The 13,881-nt window shown below is 45.0% G+C and carries 11 protein-coding genes; 4 read left to right on the top strand and 7 right to left on the bottom strand.

Annotation, left to right across the window (positions count from 1 at the left end; genetic code table 11):
• The first annotated feature begins 5 nt into the window (after positions 1 to 5).
• From apaG to MHN09_RS08115, 4 genes are all read left to right on the top strand, one after another.
• Positions 6 to 380 carry a Co2+/Mg2+ efflux protein ApaG gene (apaG, locus tag MHN09_RS08130; RefSeq protein WP_014948307.1) on the top strand — a complete coding sequence of 125 codons (375 nt, stop codon included), beginning with the start codon at positions 6 to 8 and terminating at the stop codon, positions 378 to 380.
• 7 nt (positions 381 to 387) lie between these two features.
• Positions 388 to 1,215, top strand: coding sequence for a symmetrical bis(5'-nucleosyl)-tetraphosphatase (locus MHN09_RS08125; RefSeq protein ID WP_156085947.1), 828 nt, complete (start codon positions 388 to 390; stop codon positions 1,213 to 1,215).
• Positions 1,216 to 1,497: 282 nt separating this feature from the next.
• Positions 1,498 to 3,522 carry a methyl-accepting chemotaxis protein gene (locus tag MHN09_RS08120; protein ID WP_014948305.1) on the top strand — a complete coding sequence of 675 codons (2,025 nt, stop codon included), beginning with the start codon at positions 1,498 to 1,500 and terminating at the stop codon, positions 3,520 to 3,522.
• A gap of 227 nt (positions 3,523 to 3,749) precedes the next feature.
• Entirely contained in the window at positions 3,750 to 4,331 is a 582-nt protein-coding gene (locus MHN09_RS08115; RefSeq protein ID WP_014975692.1) for a heme-binding protein, read from the top strand.
• Between the two features lie 64 nt (positions 4,332 to 4,395).
• On the opposite strand, the gene lysC is transcribed toward MHN09_RS08115, so the two are convergent.
• From lysC to MHN09_RS08080, 7 genes are all read right to left on the bottom strand, one after another.
• Positions 4,396 to 5,745, bottom strand: a complete 1,350-nt coding sequence (gene lysC, locus MHN09_RS08110; protein WP_014948303.1) for a lysine-sensitive aspartokinase 3 — start codon at positions 5,743 to 5,745, stop codon at positions 4,396 to 4,398.
• 60 nt (positions 5,746 to 5,805) lie between these two features.
• Positions 5,806 to 6,255, bottom strand: a complete 450-nt coding sequence (locus MHN09_RS08105; protein ID WP_014948302.1) for a DUF192 domain-containing protein — start codon at positions 6,253 to 6,255, stop codon at positions 5,806 to 5,808.
• A 72-nt stretch (positions 6,256 to 6,327) separates the two neighbouring features.
• Positions 6,328 to 8,940 carry a bifunctional aconitate hydratase 2/2-methylisocitrate dehydratase gene (acnB, locus tag MHN09_RS08100; protein ID WP_168462886.1) on the bottom strand — a complete coding sequence of 871 codons (2,613 nt, stop codon included), beginning with the start codon at positions 8,938 to 8,940 and terminating at the stop codon, positions 6,328 to 6,330.
• A gap of 360 nt (positions 8,941 to 9,300) precedes the next feature.
• Positions 9,301 to 10,254 carry a DNA ligase gene (locus MHN09_RS08095; protein ID WP_061094231.1) on the bottom strand — a complete coding sequence of 318 codons (954 nt, stop codon included), beginning with the start codon at positions 10,252 to 10,254 and terminating at the stop codon, positions 9,301 to 9,303.
• A gap of 145 nt (positions 10,255 to 10,399) precedes the next feature.
• The gene (locus tag MHN09_RS08090; protein WP_061094230.1) at positions 10,400 to 10,684 is read right to left on the bottom strand and encodes a hypothetical protein; all 285 of its coding nucleotides are present in this window, start codon (positions 10,682 to 10,684) and stop codon (positions 10,400 to 10,402) included.
• Between the two features lie 6 nt (positions 10,685 to 10,690).
• Positions 10,691 to 11,872: an alpha/beta hydrolase-fold protein gene (locus tag MHN09_RS08085; protein WP_061094229.1), complete on the bottom strand. Its 1,182-nt coding sequence runs from the start codon at positions 11,870 to 11,872 to the stop codon at positions 10,691 to 10,693.
• Between the two features lie 131 nt (positions 11,873 to 12,003).
• Positions 12,004 to 13,716 carry an ATP-binding protein gene (locus tag MHN09_RS08080; RefSeq protein ID WP_239240112.1) on the bottom strand — a complete coding sequence of 571 codons (1,713 nt, stop codon included), beginning with the start codon at positions 13,714 to 13,716 and terminating at the stop codon, positions 12,004 to 12,006.
• Positions 13,717 to 13,881: the final 165 nt, after the last annotated feature.

The raw sequence follows: 13,881 nt of genomic DNA, 5'->3' as shown, positions 1-13,881 counted from the left end.
TCTCTATGGATGTACTTGATATTAAGGTGCGGGTGAAAACCCGTCACCTTCCCGACCACCTTCCGTCAGATTCAAAGCAATTTGCCTTCGCGTACCACATTACGATTGAGAACAATAGCGACCATACGGTGCAATTACTCAGTCGCTACTGGAAAATTACCGATGCAAATGGCAAGACATCAGAAGTTGAAGGTGATGGGGTTGTAGGCAAGCAACCTATCATGAAAGCGGGCGAGCATTTTGACTATACCAGTGGCGCTGTCATTGACACACCGGTTGGGAATATGGAAGGCTACTATGTAATGGAATTAGAGAGCGGCGAGCGTTTTCGCGTTCCTATCGACGTTTTCCGATTAGCCATTCCAAGTATTCTTCATTAAGGTTTCTATGTCGCAAGGTAACACGTACGTCATTGGTGATATACAAGGCTGTTACGATGGTCTTCGTCGCGCGTTAGATAAAGTAAAATTCGACGAAGAAAATGATACGCTACTCGCAGTAGGTGATTTAGTTGCTCGAGGAGAAGATTCTTTGAGCACATTGCGCTTTTTAAAGTCTCTCGGCAGCCAGTTTAGCAGTGTTTTAGGAAACCACGACCTTCACTTACTTGCCGTTGTAAACGGCATCCGCAAAGCAAAAAAATCCGACAAATTAGAGCCTCTACTTAATGCTTCAGACTTGGCCGAACTTATTGACTGGTTACGTCAGTTCCCGTTGGCAATGAAGTTAGATGAGCAATCAGTAATGGTGCATGCTGGACTCTATCCTAAATGGTCTATCGATGAGTGCGTTTCACTTAGTGACGAAGTTAGCAACATCCTAAAATCCGACAATTACGCCGCTTTTCTTTCAGAAATGTATGGTAATAAACCCAACAACTGGTCAGATAAACTTAAGGGTGATGAGCGACTGCGTTTTATTGTGAATGCGTGTACGCGCATGCGTTTTGTTCATACAGATGGCACACTCGATTTTGATAACAAATCTCATCCCAGCGCAGTATCCCACAGCACTAGTAGCACGTTAAAACCATGGTTTGAAGTAGAGAATAAAAAGCTAGGTGACGATCAACGAGTGGTATTTGGGCATTGGGCAGCTCTGTCGGGCCAAACAAACAGTCATCAATTTATCGGCTTAGATACAGGCTATGTTTGGGGGCAAAGCATGACTTTGCTAAACCTGAACTCCGCTTCGCTTGTGAGTGTTTCTGCCTAAAACCAGAGTTTACTGGCTCCGCAATTATCCAATTCGCACCTGTTTACGTGTATAATTTGACGCACCAACTGGTATTACCAGTTAAACTTTCTACACGTAAGTGCTAAATAAAATAAACATTAAGTTATTGTAGCCGATACACTTACTTACGATAGTAACGATAATGTCTCATTATCTACTCAGTAATTGAACAAACTAGCTTCTTTAATCGCTATATTTTGTTTGCTGAGACGGGTAATATCGTTAGGGATAAAAATAAAAAACACTCATCCAGGAGTTCCGATGAAAATAACGGTAGCCACACGCGTAATCGGGGGATTTGTAGCGATTAGCGCACTTCTGATCGTCATTAGTGTTGTTTCACTTTATAACCTCAACTCAATAGGCTCAGCAACGGAAGAAGTAAATGACGTTGCATTACCCACGGTAGCAGGCAGCAATGCACTTAAAGCCAGCTTTCTCAATATGGGCCGACTTACCTTCGAGAGCTACATCGAAGAAGATCTAAATGGCTTAAAAGACAAACGAGCGTCTTTTAACTCTGCCAAAGACACCTTTGAGAGTGAATATAAGAAACTGGCGCAGGCCGTTAATAACGAGCCTGAACTAAAGAGCACGCTGAATACTGTACGTGAGTCATATGAAGCATATATCACCAATGTTGAAGCGATGTACAAAAATCACCAAATGTATCTTGATATACGCAACACAATTCAAGACAGACTGGGTGACGCTGAAGACAACGCAGACGATGCATCTACCTACCTTCTAGACTTCTCAGACTTAGATGCTGTTCAGCGCGACCCTAACCTACGACGTGCGGCAGAAATCGGCAGTCAACTTGAGACGTCGCTGCTTTCTTTGCTAACGGTTTCATACGAGTACATTAAAACAGAGACACTGGTTCGTTCACAGACGCTAGGCAACGAAGTTGATTTGGTTGTCGAGAAAGTGGTCACGCAATTAAGCGACATGATGCAAACTGCGGGCGGCCGCGATGATTCTGGTACTCTTGATGATATTAACGACTTGGTTAACAACGCAATCAATGCGATTAAAGCTAACGATGGCGTGGTTCAGCTTCATGTTGATCGTCTAGAGCGCAGAAATGATGCTGAAAAAGCGCTTAACGCTTCAGACTCAAATATCGCGCAAGCGGTTGTCGCTCTAGAGAACCTGCTCAATCTTGCAGACAAGAAAGCGTCACATGTAGAAAGTCAGGTTAACGGCGCCATTGCGACGGGCAACACGTTCGTTATTGTGGTTGTTATTATCTCGATTGCAGTAGCAGCATTTATTGGCTACGTGACCGTTCGCGCAATCACACGTCCGCTTTATCGTGTAAATGAACTTCTGACGGTGGCTTCATCGGGTGACCTTACTCACCGTCTAGACGATTCAGCGCAAGACGAATTTGGTCTTTTAGCCCGAAACTGCAATACGCTAATTGGAAACCTGAAGGAGCTCATTACAGCCATTAACGTTCGTGCTGAACAGCTGGCAGCCGCCTCAGAACAAACGTCTGCAGTGACGGCGCAAACGACGCATTCAATTCAGGATCAGAAATCACAAATTGGCCAAGTAGCAACAGCAACCACAGAAATGCACTCTACGTCGCAGCTGGTTGTGCAAAACGCTGAAGATACACTAAGTCAAATTCGCCATGCGGATGCTGAGGCTGAGAACGTGCGCCAAATCTCACTAGAGAATAAGAACACCATTGAGATCTTATCTCGTGACGTTCAAGAAGCGGCAGACGTTATCAATAAGCTTCATCAAGACAGCGCAAGCATTGGTGGCATCTTAGACGTTATCCGTGGTGTTGCAGATCAAACCAACCTGCTCGCCTTGAATGCTGCTATTGAGGCAGCGCGTGCCGGTGAACAAGGTCGAGGCTTTGCGGTTGTTGCTGATGAAGTGAGAACCCTTGCCAGCCGAACTCAAGAATCGACACAAGAAATCAACGCTATGATTGAAGTGCTTCAAGCGGGTGCTGAAAAAGCGGTATCGGTGATGAATCAAGGTAAAGAGCAAACTGCGGCGTGTGTGGCACAAACTGAAAAGGCTACACAGGCGTTGGATATCATCTCAGACGCCGTTCACAAAGCCCATGACGTGAGCTCTCAAATTGAGCAGTCTGCCCGTGAACAGAATACGGTATCACAAGAGATCAGCGAAAAGCTTGAAACTATTGTGGGTATCGCTGAAGAGACGACAGCTGGAGCACAGCAAACGTCTGAGTCTAGCCATGAAGTGGCTCGACTTGCTGAAGAGTTACAACAGTCTATCAGACAGTTTAAAGTGTAACGCTTTTTACAAACCTGTTTTAAGAAGGGGCTTTTAGCCCCTTTTTTGTGTCTAACAATTAATCTGGCACACTTTAGGAATGCATAGATAGTTACTTTAGAACAGTTTAACTGAGCATTAATCGGCTTTAATTCGTATAAGGACTATTCGTAACAAACCACTAAAAAAGAATGATATTTTCCCGTTTTCGCTTGCCTCTTTTCATTACTACTTTATTGGTGTCAACAATGATCCAGGCTGAGCCATCATATTACAAAGATACAGAAACCCTTCCCTATTCCATTATCGAGACCCTTGATGAAGATATTGAAGTGAGGCATTACAATGAAGCGTTAGGCGTAATGTCTAGTGGGAATGAAGATAACGGAGCATTTCAGCTACTCTTTAATTATATCTCTGGTGAGAATACATCCAGTAGCAATGTGTCAATGACGTCCCCCGTAGAAGTTGGAAAGCGCTCTCAAGAAATTGCAATGACCTCTCCTGTCGAAGTCTCATCTTCAGAAACAATGATGTTTTTCTTGCCCAGCAAATATGACATTAAAAGCGCTCCTGTGCCTACGCACAAAGATGTATCGCTGGTTACTGTACCAGCAAGAACGGTAGCCGCTATTCGTTATTCAGGTTTCAACAAGGACAGCGATAAGAAGCAGTATACGAATAAACTGCTTAAAGCCCTTAGGGATAATAATATTGAGCTTGATGGTGAACCTAGCTATATGGGCTACGACTCGCCTTTCACCCTACCGTGGAATAAACGTCACGAAATCATTGTACCGGTCGACATCTTGAAATCATCTACAAACTGATGTGAAATAAAAACGGCCGCCTTTAAGGCGACCGTTTTTTGGGGTCATTCAGCACAGTAGGTGCTTATTCAAATAACGCCGTGTGAAGCTTGCGAACCACGTCGTCACTGTCGGTCTCGTTAACCAAGAACGATAGGTTGTGCGGGTTGGCGCCAAAGCAAATCATACGCAGGTTGAAATCTGAAACCGCAGCTAAAATCTTGCTAGAAACACCAACAGCGGTTTGCATGTTGTTACCTACAACCGTGACAAGGTCGTAACCTTTTTCTACTTTCACATCACAGATAGTTTCAAGTTCGGCAATGGTTTCTTTGTTTAGTCGCTGAGCCACAGAGTTTGCAGGGTTATCAAGGGTAAAAGATACCGAGATTTCTGACGTGGTAACCAAATCAACACTTAGCTTGTGCTTAGCGATGATGGCAAATACCTGCTGTAGGAAGCCTTGCGCATACATCATCTTCGGTGTTTTCACTGTCACCATTACCTGCTCTTTACGGCGAGTAATAGCGCGATACGGTGGTTCGTGCTCACAATCACGCACAATCCAAGTACCGCCCTTTTCTGGTTCCTTACTAGAGCCTACAAACACCTTTATGTCCTTGCGAAGCGCAGGCTCCATAGTGGCAGGATGTAGTACCTTGGCACCAAAAGTGGCCATTTCCGCCGCTTCTTCAAAGCTGAGCTCAGGTAACGGATGAGCAGCTGGCGTGATGCGCGGGTCAGTTGTGTACACCCCTGTTACATCAGTCCAAATCTCACACGATTCGGCATCAAGCGCTTCAGCAAGTAGCGCCGCCGTAAAATCTGAACCACCACGACCTAGCGTTGTAGTACGGCCTTCCTCGTCAGCACCAACAAAGCCTTGAGTAACCACTATCGCGTCTTTAATTTCAGGTGCCAGCAATTGTTTAGACAGCTTTTCGATTTCTTCGATTTGTGGCGCACCTTCTCCAAACTCACTGTCCGTACGTAACACCTTACGTACGTCAAAGTTCATGGTTTTTACGCCCTGCTCTGCAAGCACTGAAGAGAACATCAGCGATGACATCCGCTCACCCATTGAAAGCAGCTGATCTTTTAAATCATCACGGTGAAGGATTTCTTCATGAAACGCTAAGCTTCGCATTTCATCTAACAAGTCGTTGAGTTTTGGCTCAACCGCGTCTTTATCTTTCAACTTGTTAAGAATGGCAAGCTCAATATTAATAATGGCCTGACAGGTCTCTTCAATTTGCTGTTGCGTCATAGGTGTGTGCGCTAAGCTTACCAGGTGATTGGTTACACCTGCCGCAGCGCTCACTACCACAATGCGCGTTTTGTCATTACCGGCAACAATTCGGGCGCAGTTTTGCATTACTTCGTAATTCGCAACGCTAGTTCCACCGAACTTAGCTATCGATAAGGCATTTGTCACTATATTTAACTCCAGAATAAAACTAGCATTTCGCTAGCAGCAACCGCGCCTTTTGCGCGGTTAATCAATCGTTATTTGGTCGCCTACTTTTATATTATTCTCGGCAAACCACCCTTGGTTCATTTCCAACGCGTAAAGTACCTCTTTCGATGATCCGACCGACTCCAAACTATGTGGAGTGAGAGGTTTTATATCCGTTATTACGCCTTTTCTGTCGATAAATGCTACGTCTAGAGGAACAAAGGTATTTTTCATCCACATGCCCGCAAACTTTGGGCTAGAAAACTTAAAAAACATACCGCAGTCTTCGCACAAGGCTTTGCGAAACATAAGGCCCTGTGCGCGTTGTTCAAAGGTTTTGGCATACTCAACTTCATAGTGCTTGCCGCCAATCTCAAGTGTAATGGATTCAAAGTCCACTGAATTCAGCGACGATACAGGGTCAACCTGCGCTTTTGCACACCCTAAGGTTAATACAAGTGCAGCAACAATAAAGAAAGATTTTCCCATTAGACATTCCTTTTCGCCATAAAAAAAGCCGGTCACCTTAACGGTCACCGGCTTTGTAGTTTATACACTATTTTAAGCAACATTCAATGTTGGAATAATGCGCGCTTTTGCTTCTTCCTCAGCCTTTTTAAAGCTAGGCATTTTGTCGAAGTTTAAGTAGCGGAATACTTCACCCGACATTGCGTTAATTTTGCTAGCGTATTCCATGTACTCTACAGCAGTTGGAATGCGCCCAACAATGGCCCCCACTGCAGCAAGCTCTGCTGAGGTCAAATATACATTCGCCCCATCGCCCAGGCGGTTAGGGAAGTTACGAGTAGACGTTGAAAGTACGGTTGCTCCCGCATCCACCCGTGCTTGGTTACCCATACATAGTGAGCAACCGGGCATTTCTGTACGTACGCCTACGCGACCATAAATGTTGTAATAGCCCTCTTCCATTAATTGGGCTTTGTCCATCTTAGTCGGTGGTGACATCCATAAACGGGTTGGCAGTGTTTTGTTGTACTGCTCAAGTAGCTTACCGGCTGCACGGAAGTGACCAATGTTTGTCATACATGAACCAATGAAGACCTCGTCTACCTTATCGCCTGCAACGTCAGATAAGGTTTTCGCATCGTCAGGATCATTAGGGCAGCACACAATTGGCTCTTTAATATCGTTAAGGTCAATTTCGATTACCTCAGCGTACTCAGCATCTGCATCGGCGCGCATCAACTCTGGGTTAGCTAACCATTCTTCCATTTTCTGCGCGCGACGCTCTAGCGTACGAGGGTCGCCATAACCTTCGTTAATCATCCAGCGTAGCATGGTAATGTTTGAACGCAGGTATTCAGCAATCGACGCTTCAGATAGATTGATAGTACAACCGGCTGCTGAACGCTCCGCCGACGCGTCAGAAAGCTCGAACGCCTGTTCTACGGTTAAGTTCTCTAGCCCTTCGATTTCTAAAATACGGCCTGAGAAGGCGTTGATCTTACCTTTTTTCTCGACCGTTAATAGGCCTTGTTTGATGGCGTACAGCGGAATGGCGTGTACTAGGTCGCGTAGTGTAATGCCCGGCTGCATTTCACCCTTAAATCGCACCAGTACAGACTCGGGCATATCTAGCGGCATAACGCCAGTAGCCGCAGCGAACGCGACCAGGCCAGAACCCGCAGGGAATGAAATACCCAATGGGAAACGAGTATGCGAGTCACCACCCGTGCCTACTGTGTCAGGCAGCAGCATGCGGTTTAACCAGCTGTGAATAATGCCGTCACCCGGACGAAGCGATACACCACCGCGGTTCATTATAAAATCTGGTAGCGTGTGCTGTGTTTCTATATCCACCGGCTTTGGATAAGCGGCGGTGTGACAGAATGACTGCATGGTCAAATCGGCAGTAAAGCCAAGACAGGCTAGGTCTTTAAGCTCATCGCGAGTCATGGGGCCAGTGGTATCTTGCGAGCCTACAGTTGTCATTTTAGGTTCGCAGTAGGTGCCTGGGCGAATACCGTCAACACCGCACGCTTTACCCACCATTTTTTGCGCTAGCGAGAAACCCGCTCCAGTGTCTTTTGGCTGTTCAGGCGTACGGAATAAATCCGTTGGGCCTAAACCTAGTGTCTCACGCGCTTTCTCGGTAAGGCCACGACCAATAATCAGGTTGATACGTCCACCTGCACGCACTTCATCCAGAATCACCTTCGACTTATAGCTGTATTCTGCAAGAAGTTCACCGGTTTCATGGTTGGTGATTTTGCCTTCAAATGGATAGATGTCTATAACATCACCCATGTTCATTTTTTCCACATCGGCTTCAAACACCAACGCACCGGCGTCTTCCATGGTGTTAAAGAAGATAGGAGCAACTTTTGAACCAATGCACACACCGCCGCCACGCTTATTAGGCACACCCGGTAAGTCTTCACCAAAGAACCACAATACAGAGTTAGTTGCCGACTTGCGTGACGAGCCGGTTCCAACTACATCACCGACAAACGCTACGGGATACCCCTTACTTTTGACTTCTTCTATTTGCGCCATTGGGCCTTTAACACCAGGTTCTTCTGGCTCTAAACCTTCGCGGGGCATTTTGTAAGCTGCCAGGGCGTGCAGAGGAATATCTGGGCGAGACCATGCGTCAGGGGCTGGCGACAAATCATCAGTATTGGTTTCACCGGTCACCTTAAATACGGTATAAGTGATTTTATCGTCCATTAACTTACGCGACGTGAACCATTCACCTTCCGCCCAAGATTTAATGATGTCAGTGGCATGCTCGTTACCCGCTTTGTGCTTTTCTTCCACATCGTGATAAGCGTCAAACATTAAAAGAGTATGTTTCAGCTCTTTCGCTGCCAACGGCGCAAGCGCTTTATCATCAAGTAGCTCCACTAAAGTGGCAATGTTGTAGCCACCGTGCATATTTCCTAGCAGTTCAACGGCTTTCTCTTTAGAGATAAGCTCACAACTGTCTTCACCTTTTGCGATTGCACTTAAAAACCCAGCTTTAACGTAAGCTGCCTCATCAACCCCAGGCGGTACACGTTCTGACAGCAGTTCTAAAAGAAACTCCCCTTCGCCTGCTGGCGGGTTCTTTAATAAATCAACCAGGCCAGCTACCTGTTCAGCGTTAAGCGGTTTAGGTGGAATATTTTGAGCGGCACGTTCTTCAACGTGATTGCGATAGTCTTGTAACACAGTCTCTTCCTCTAAGTTAGCTTGCGCAATGGGAGTAAACGGTCTTGTACGCACTTGACGCAAGGTGTGTTTAATAAATCATCAACAGTATAACTTCACGGGCTCATTTTTTAAATTTAGCGCCCTTTTAATTCACTTATAATCGCTATTCATACCATTACTTTTAAACGACAAAAGCGATTAAAAAGAAATAAGCAAAGTCATTTTAGCAATTAACATGCAGTAAAGTTATAGGGCTTTATGACTTAAAGACAAGGTGTTAGCTGTACACAATGCTTCCTCAATTGAAGCAAACCGTAAACGATTAACAACAGTAAGTGAGAGGCAGTTCATTGTGACTATACTGGCAGTAAATAATTGTTAATTGGGCAAGTCTGTCTGAGGTCTGGTGCGAAGAAAGCTTGCAAACTTTGGCTTTCCATTTTTCGTTAAACCGTAGTACTTAAAGGTTACCCAGCTGCCGATAGCGGGCGGAGATTGGCGCTCATTTTCTGAAAAGCCCGTTCCTAATTTAAATTGAATGCCTTCTCGCGTTTCTACAAGAAGCGAGCCCATCATTCCCTTAAATCGTCCTTTTCCCGGAAGCAATGCCAGTACTTTCCCTTCTGCATCTTCAAAGCGTTTTACTTTGAGTAACTTGTCACTTCGCCCGGATGTGTACAGCGCTTGTTCATGATGAAGCATTAACCCTTCTCCGCCTTCCTGGGTTACTTGCTCCAGCTTTTCATCAAGTGAAGCAATAGACGTAAGCTTAAATTGAGGAATAACTGCAAACGTTGGATTAGGTGTAGATTTACTTAGTCTGTTAAGCCTGTTGAGTCGCCGACCAAAGGGCTCACCCATCATAGGTATGTCAAAGGCCATAAATCTAACTTTAGCCCAGCGTTTTGCAGATAGAGAATTTGCTGCGGCTATAGTGTCTGCTGAAGACACTGTGCTAGATGAAGCGTTAGCGACAGAATGCAGCTCGATGTTTGTCAGCGTTGAAAGCACAATAGAAGCTGTACGTTCAAACTCCCCTCTTCCTATCCAAAGTTCGCCGTCAATAGTGGTTTCTGGCCAGTTAGCGGTGAACCATGTTGGCGCGAATATCTTGTTCCCATTGCGGGTAAGTAATTCAGTACCGTTCCATCTTGCGCGAATACCGTCTAGCTTCTCACTAACCCAATAGTCAGCTACGTTGATATCAGTGCGACTTTGATCGTATTGCTTAGCAAGCTGCAGCCCTTCGACAGTATCGAGCATGTGATTAGCATTAACGTTAGCTATGGCGGTGATTGAAAGTACATATACAGCAGTCAAAAAATTTCGCATCGGCTCTTCCTATAACGTGTTAACCTTTGCTTGCTTTTATGCTTTTAATAAAGAAGCAAAAACAAAGAAGGCAGAGTAAATTACTCTGCCTTCTTTGCTTTTATAACTGTACGTAGGAAGGTTTTTTCGCTTAATCGAAGCTGATCTAGTCGGTAATAATATCAATTACTGAGATCAGCACGTCTTCAGCAAACGCTTCACCTGCCGTTCTTTCTTTATCACGTCGCAGTTTGTAAGTTTCCAAGCAAGCATTTAGCTGCTCGTCGGCGGTGTAAACCCCATGAACACCTGCGTTATTAGCTTGCTCAATACAGCGATCGGTTTGTCCCGTCGTGACGGTACTGCACCCGCTCGTTCCCAAGGTGATTCCGACCATACAAACCGCAGTGGCGATCCAGTTTACGTGTTTAACTGTGCTTTTATGGTTCAAGATAACTTAATCCTTCAATAAAGACTGCAAGCGTTTTTGTCTATTAACATAAACCTGATGGCCATCGTGCTCAGACGTGGAAAGTGCTAAAGCTTGGTTCACGCTTTCCAGCGCTTTTTTGTACTCGCCCATCTGCTCATAACCATAAGCTAAGCCATTATATGCGTCAGGCGTTTGAGGATACTCAGCAATATCGTATTTAAACAAGGCGATGGCTTTGTCGTAGTTTTGTTCACCCACATAGTGATAACCTAACTCGCGAATAACCCATTCCGGCGCGTCGAGCTTCTCGCCTCGCTGCTTTGAAACACGGGCGTAATAGTCTTTAATACTTTTAATATCTCCACTGAACTGCTGTGGCCTTAAATAAGCTGATAAGAACAAATGATGGTAAGCGCTGAAAGTTGACGCAGCTGAGACCAAATTGTGGGTAACTCCCTCGTAGGCTTCGTTCTCCCATCTTAATCCGGCAGGTTGATTTGCCCGCATTCCAGAAATCATATCGTTATAATACGGGCGCATGGGCGCGCCTTCATTGCCGATAGACGTGTAAATGAAGTGGTCTAATTGATTGGCAGATTTTAAGAATGCAACCGTACTTTTTGCAGATGCGCCATAGTTCCACCACACCGCAGCACTGTAAGTCAGCGCGGCGTTAAAAAGCTCAGGCTTCTGGGTAAGTGCGTACAACGCGAATACGCCTCCGGCTGATGCACCCTCTATCACTCGAAAGTCATGCACGCGATATTTCTTCTCTACCATCGGCATAAGCTCAGTGGTTATAAAGGAAAGAAAGTTTGCACCGCCACCGCCATAGCCTACAGGCCCGTTTGGATCTTCATTTGCCGTGGGATATAAATCGCGAAGTCGGTCGGTATTTTCAATGGCGACTATGATGACTTCCGGAGCAGCATTCTGAGATTGCAGCGATTCTAGCACTGCATTCATCATAGTAAGATTTCCCGCACCATCTAGACGATAAATAACGGGGTATTTCTTGTCGGGGTTTTCGGCGTAGCCTTTTGGAAGCTGAACAACCACTTCTCGTTGCTCGTTTAGCACTTTAGACTGGAGTTTCTCTACTTTCAATTCGTATCGCTGGCTGTCGCTGCCTGTTTCGCTGTTAGCCGGAAGGCTCGTGAAAGCAAGAAATAGCAGGGCAATTATAATATGTATTTGTGACTTCAAACTTAAATCCTTTTATAAGACGCTTTGCTTTTCGCAGTAATACTATTTACTTGATTGGGCCAAGCGAACTTTTATTATTATCTATTGTATAACAGGGGTTTATTCGGATTAATGACAATTTCATAGCCACATTACTCTGTATATTCCCCTTTAGCAATACAGGAACTTTCTGTAGACATTTCTCCGCCCAAGTATTTAGTTAGCACAGCGTGTAGTTCCGTTTTATTGACTGGTTTTGTGAGATATCCATTCATCCCGGATGCTAACGCTTTATCTATTTCTTCGGCAACCACCGCAGCAGTGAACGCGATAATAGGAATAGTGATGTTAGCTTTTCGCAACGCTAAAGCGGCTTCAGAGCCGTTCATTTCAGGCATGTGTAAGTCCATCAATATAAGGTCGAAATGCTGCTTTAGTGCAATCTCTACTGCTTCGTTACCGTTATTAGCAAGCGCAACTCTCAATCCTGTGTCTTCTAACAATGATTTTGCTACGACCTGGTTAATGTCGTTATCTTCTGCAACCAAAACAGTAAGGTTTGGGAACGACGGTGTGCTTTCCTGTTCTTTAGCGCCAATTACACTATCTGCAATTTCAAACGGTAGCTCGAAATAAAATTCACTCCCCTGACCTACCGCGCTTTTTAGATAAACCGTGCCGCCCATAGCTTCAACCAAGCTTTTTACTATCTGTAAACCAAGTCCCGTTCCCCCGTGCATTCGATTAATGCTGCTGTTGGCTTGTGTAAATGCATCGAATACGCGCTCTTGTTCAGAAGCATCAATCCCGTCCCCCGTATCCTTAACTGAAAATCTGACAAATTGATGGGTCTTTGACGCTTCACCTTTCGATAGCCCTAAAGTGACACTGCCCTGATGCGTAAACTTTATCGCGTTGCTCACTAGGTTGTTTAACACTTGAGAAAGGCGCGTTGCGTCCCCTACAACACAAGTATTTAGTGTTTTATCTACTTCTATTCTCAGTGAGATACCTTTGTTCTGCGCCAATTGTGCATAAAACGCCACGCAATCTTTGGCAGTACTTTTTAGGTCAAAGGGAATGATCTCCAGCGCAAGTTTTCCCGCATTTAGTTTGGAGAGATCTAATATGTCGTTCAAAATACGGTTTAGCGAGAGTCCTGAACGCTGAATCTTCTCGAGGTTAGGCCGTGCACTTTCCGAAATATCATGAGAAAGCACTACATCGGTCAGTCCCAAAATACCGTTTAATGGCGTGCGAATCTCGTGTGACATAGTGGCGAGGAATCGTGATTGTGCAGCCGACGCTTGCTTTTCGCTCGCAAGCGCCCTGTTTAGCTCAAGAGTTTTGTTTTTACTCTCAACAAGGGCTTTCTCTAATTGGCTCGCTAGAGCATAGATAAGAAGGGACACAACAAGGTTGGTCACACAAAGCCTTAGCCAAAGGCCCTTGTCATAATCCCCTTCGTAAAGCGGCACAAGAAAAGTACAGCATGCGAGTACTACCATTGCACTTATTCGCCAACCATTAGAAAGCAGTAAAATGGGAAAAATAGTAGCAATTGGAACTAAGGTTGCGGGCATGAGCCCATTGCTTATTACAAGGTAAGGCGCGACGGGAATGGTGAGTATTGCCCACAATTTCGCCAAAGGTTCTTTGTAGTTAGAAAAGATAATTCCCGCTATCGAAATTGCACACCAAGACAGGCCGAAAAATACTGCCACATACACATTTTGGGGTTGTGCTATGACGATTACCGCTAAGATGAGTAAAGAAAAAACCAGCAGAATTTTGAAGCCAGCTTTTTGCAAGGCCGATGTAACTTCGCCAAATGATTCAGGCTTTGTAGAGTACTGCTTTGGCATTAGGGTTTCTAAGTATTATTAAATGACTAATAACTCAGTATAAGTACCAAACAACAACTCTGCATAAAAATAATGGGGTCAGAGTCTGAGGTATCCCCACAAATAATATTGCGATATCAATAAGATAAAAAAGATAGGAACATTCATGACGTTTGGTGATCAGAT

The organism is Alteromonas sp. MmMcT2-5, from assembly GCF_022348315.1.
GTDB classification, from domain to species: domain Bacteria; phylum Pseudomonadota; class Gammaproteobacteria; order Enterobacterales; family Alteromonadaceae; genus Alteromonas; species Alteromonas macleodii.
This window is presented reverse-complemented; position numbering and strand designations above follow the sequence as displayed.

What these genes read in the sequence shown, in the direction of transcription:
- MHN09_RS08095 (WP_061094231.1), bottom strand. Translation starts at nt 10,254, where the DNA reads ATGCGAAATTTTTTGACTGCTGTATATGTACTTTCAATCACCGCCATA.
- apaG (WP_014948307.1), top strand. Translation starts at nt 6, where the DNA reads ATGGATGTACTTGATATTAAGGTGCGGGTGAAAACCCGTCACCTTCCC.
- MHN09_RS08125 (WP_156085947.1), top strand. Translation starts at nt 388, where the DNA reads ATGTCGCAAGGTAACACGTACGTCATTGGTGATATACAAGGCTGTTAC.
- MHN09_RS08105 (WP_014948302.1), bottom strand. Translation starts at nt 6,255, where the DNA reads ATGGGAAAATCTTTCTTTATTGTTGCTGCACTTGTATTAACCTTAGGG.
- MHN09_RS08080 (WP_239240112.1), bottom strand. Translation starts at nt 13,716, where the DNA reads ATGCCAAAGCAGTACTCTACAAAGCCTGAATCATTTGGCGAAGTTACA.
- MHN09_RS08120 (WP_014948305.1), top strand. Translation starts at nt 1,498, where the DNA reads ATGAAAATAACGGTAGCCACACGCGTAATCGGGGGATTTGTAGCGATT.
- MHN09_RS08115 (WP_014975692.1), top strand. Translation starts at nt 3,750, where the DNA reads ATGATCCAGGCTGAGCCATCATATTACAAAGATACAGAAACCCTTCCC.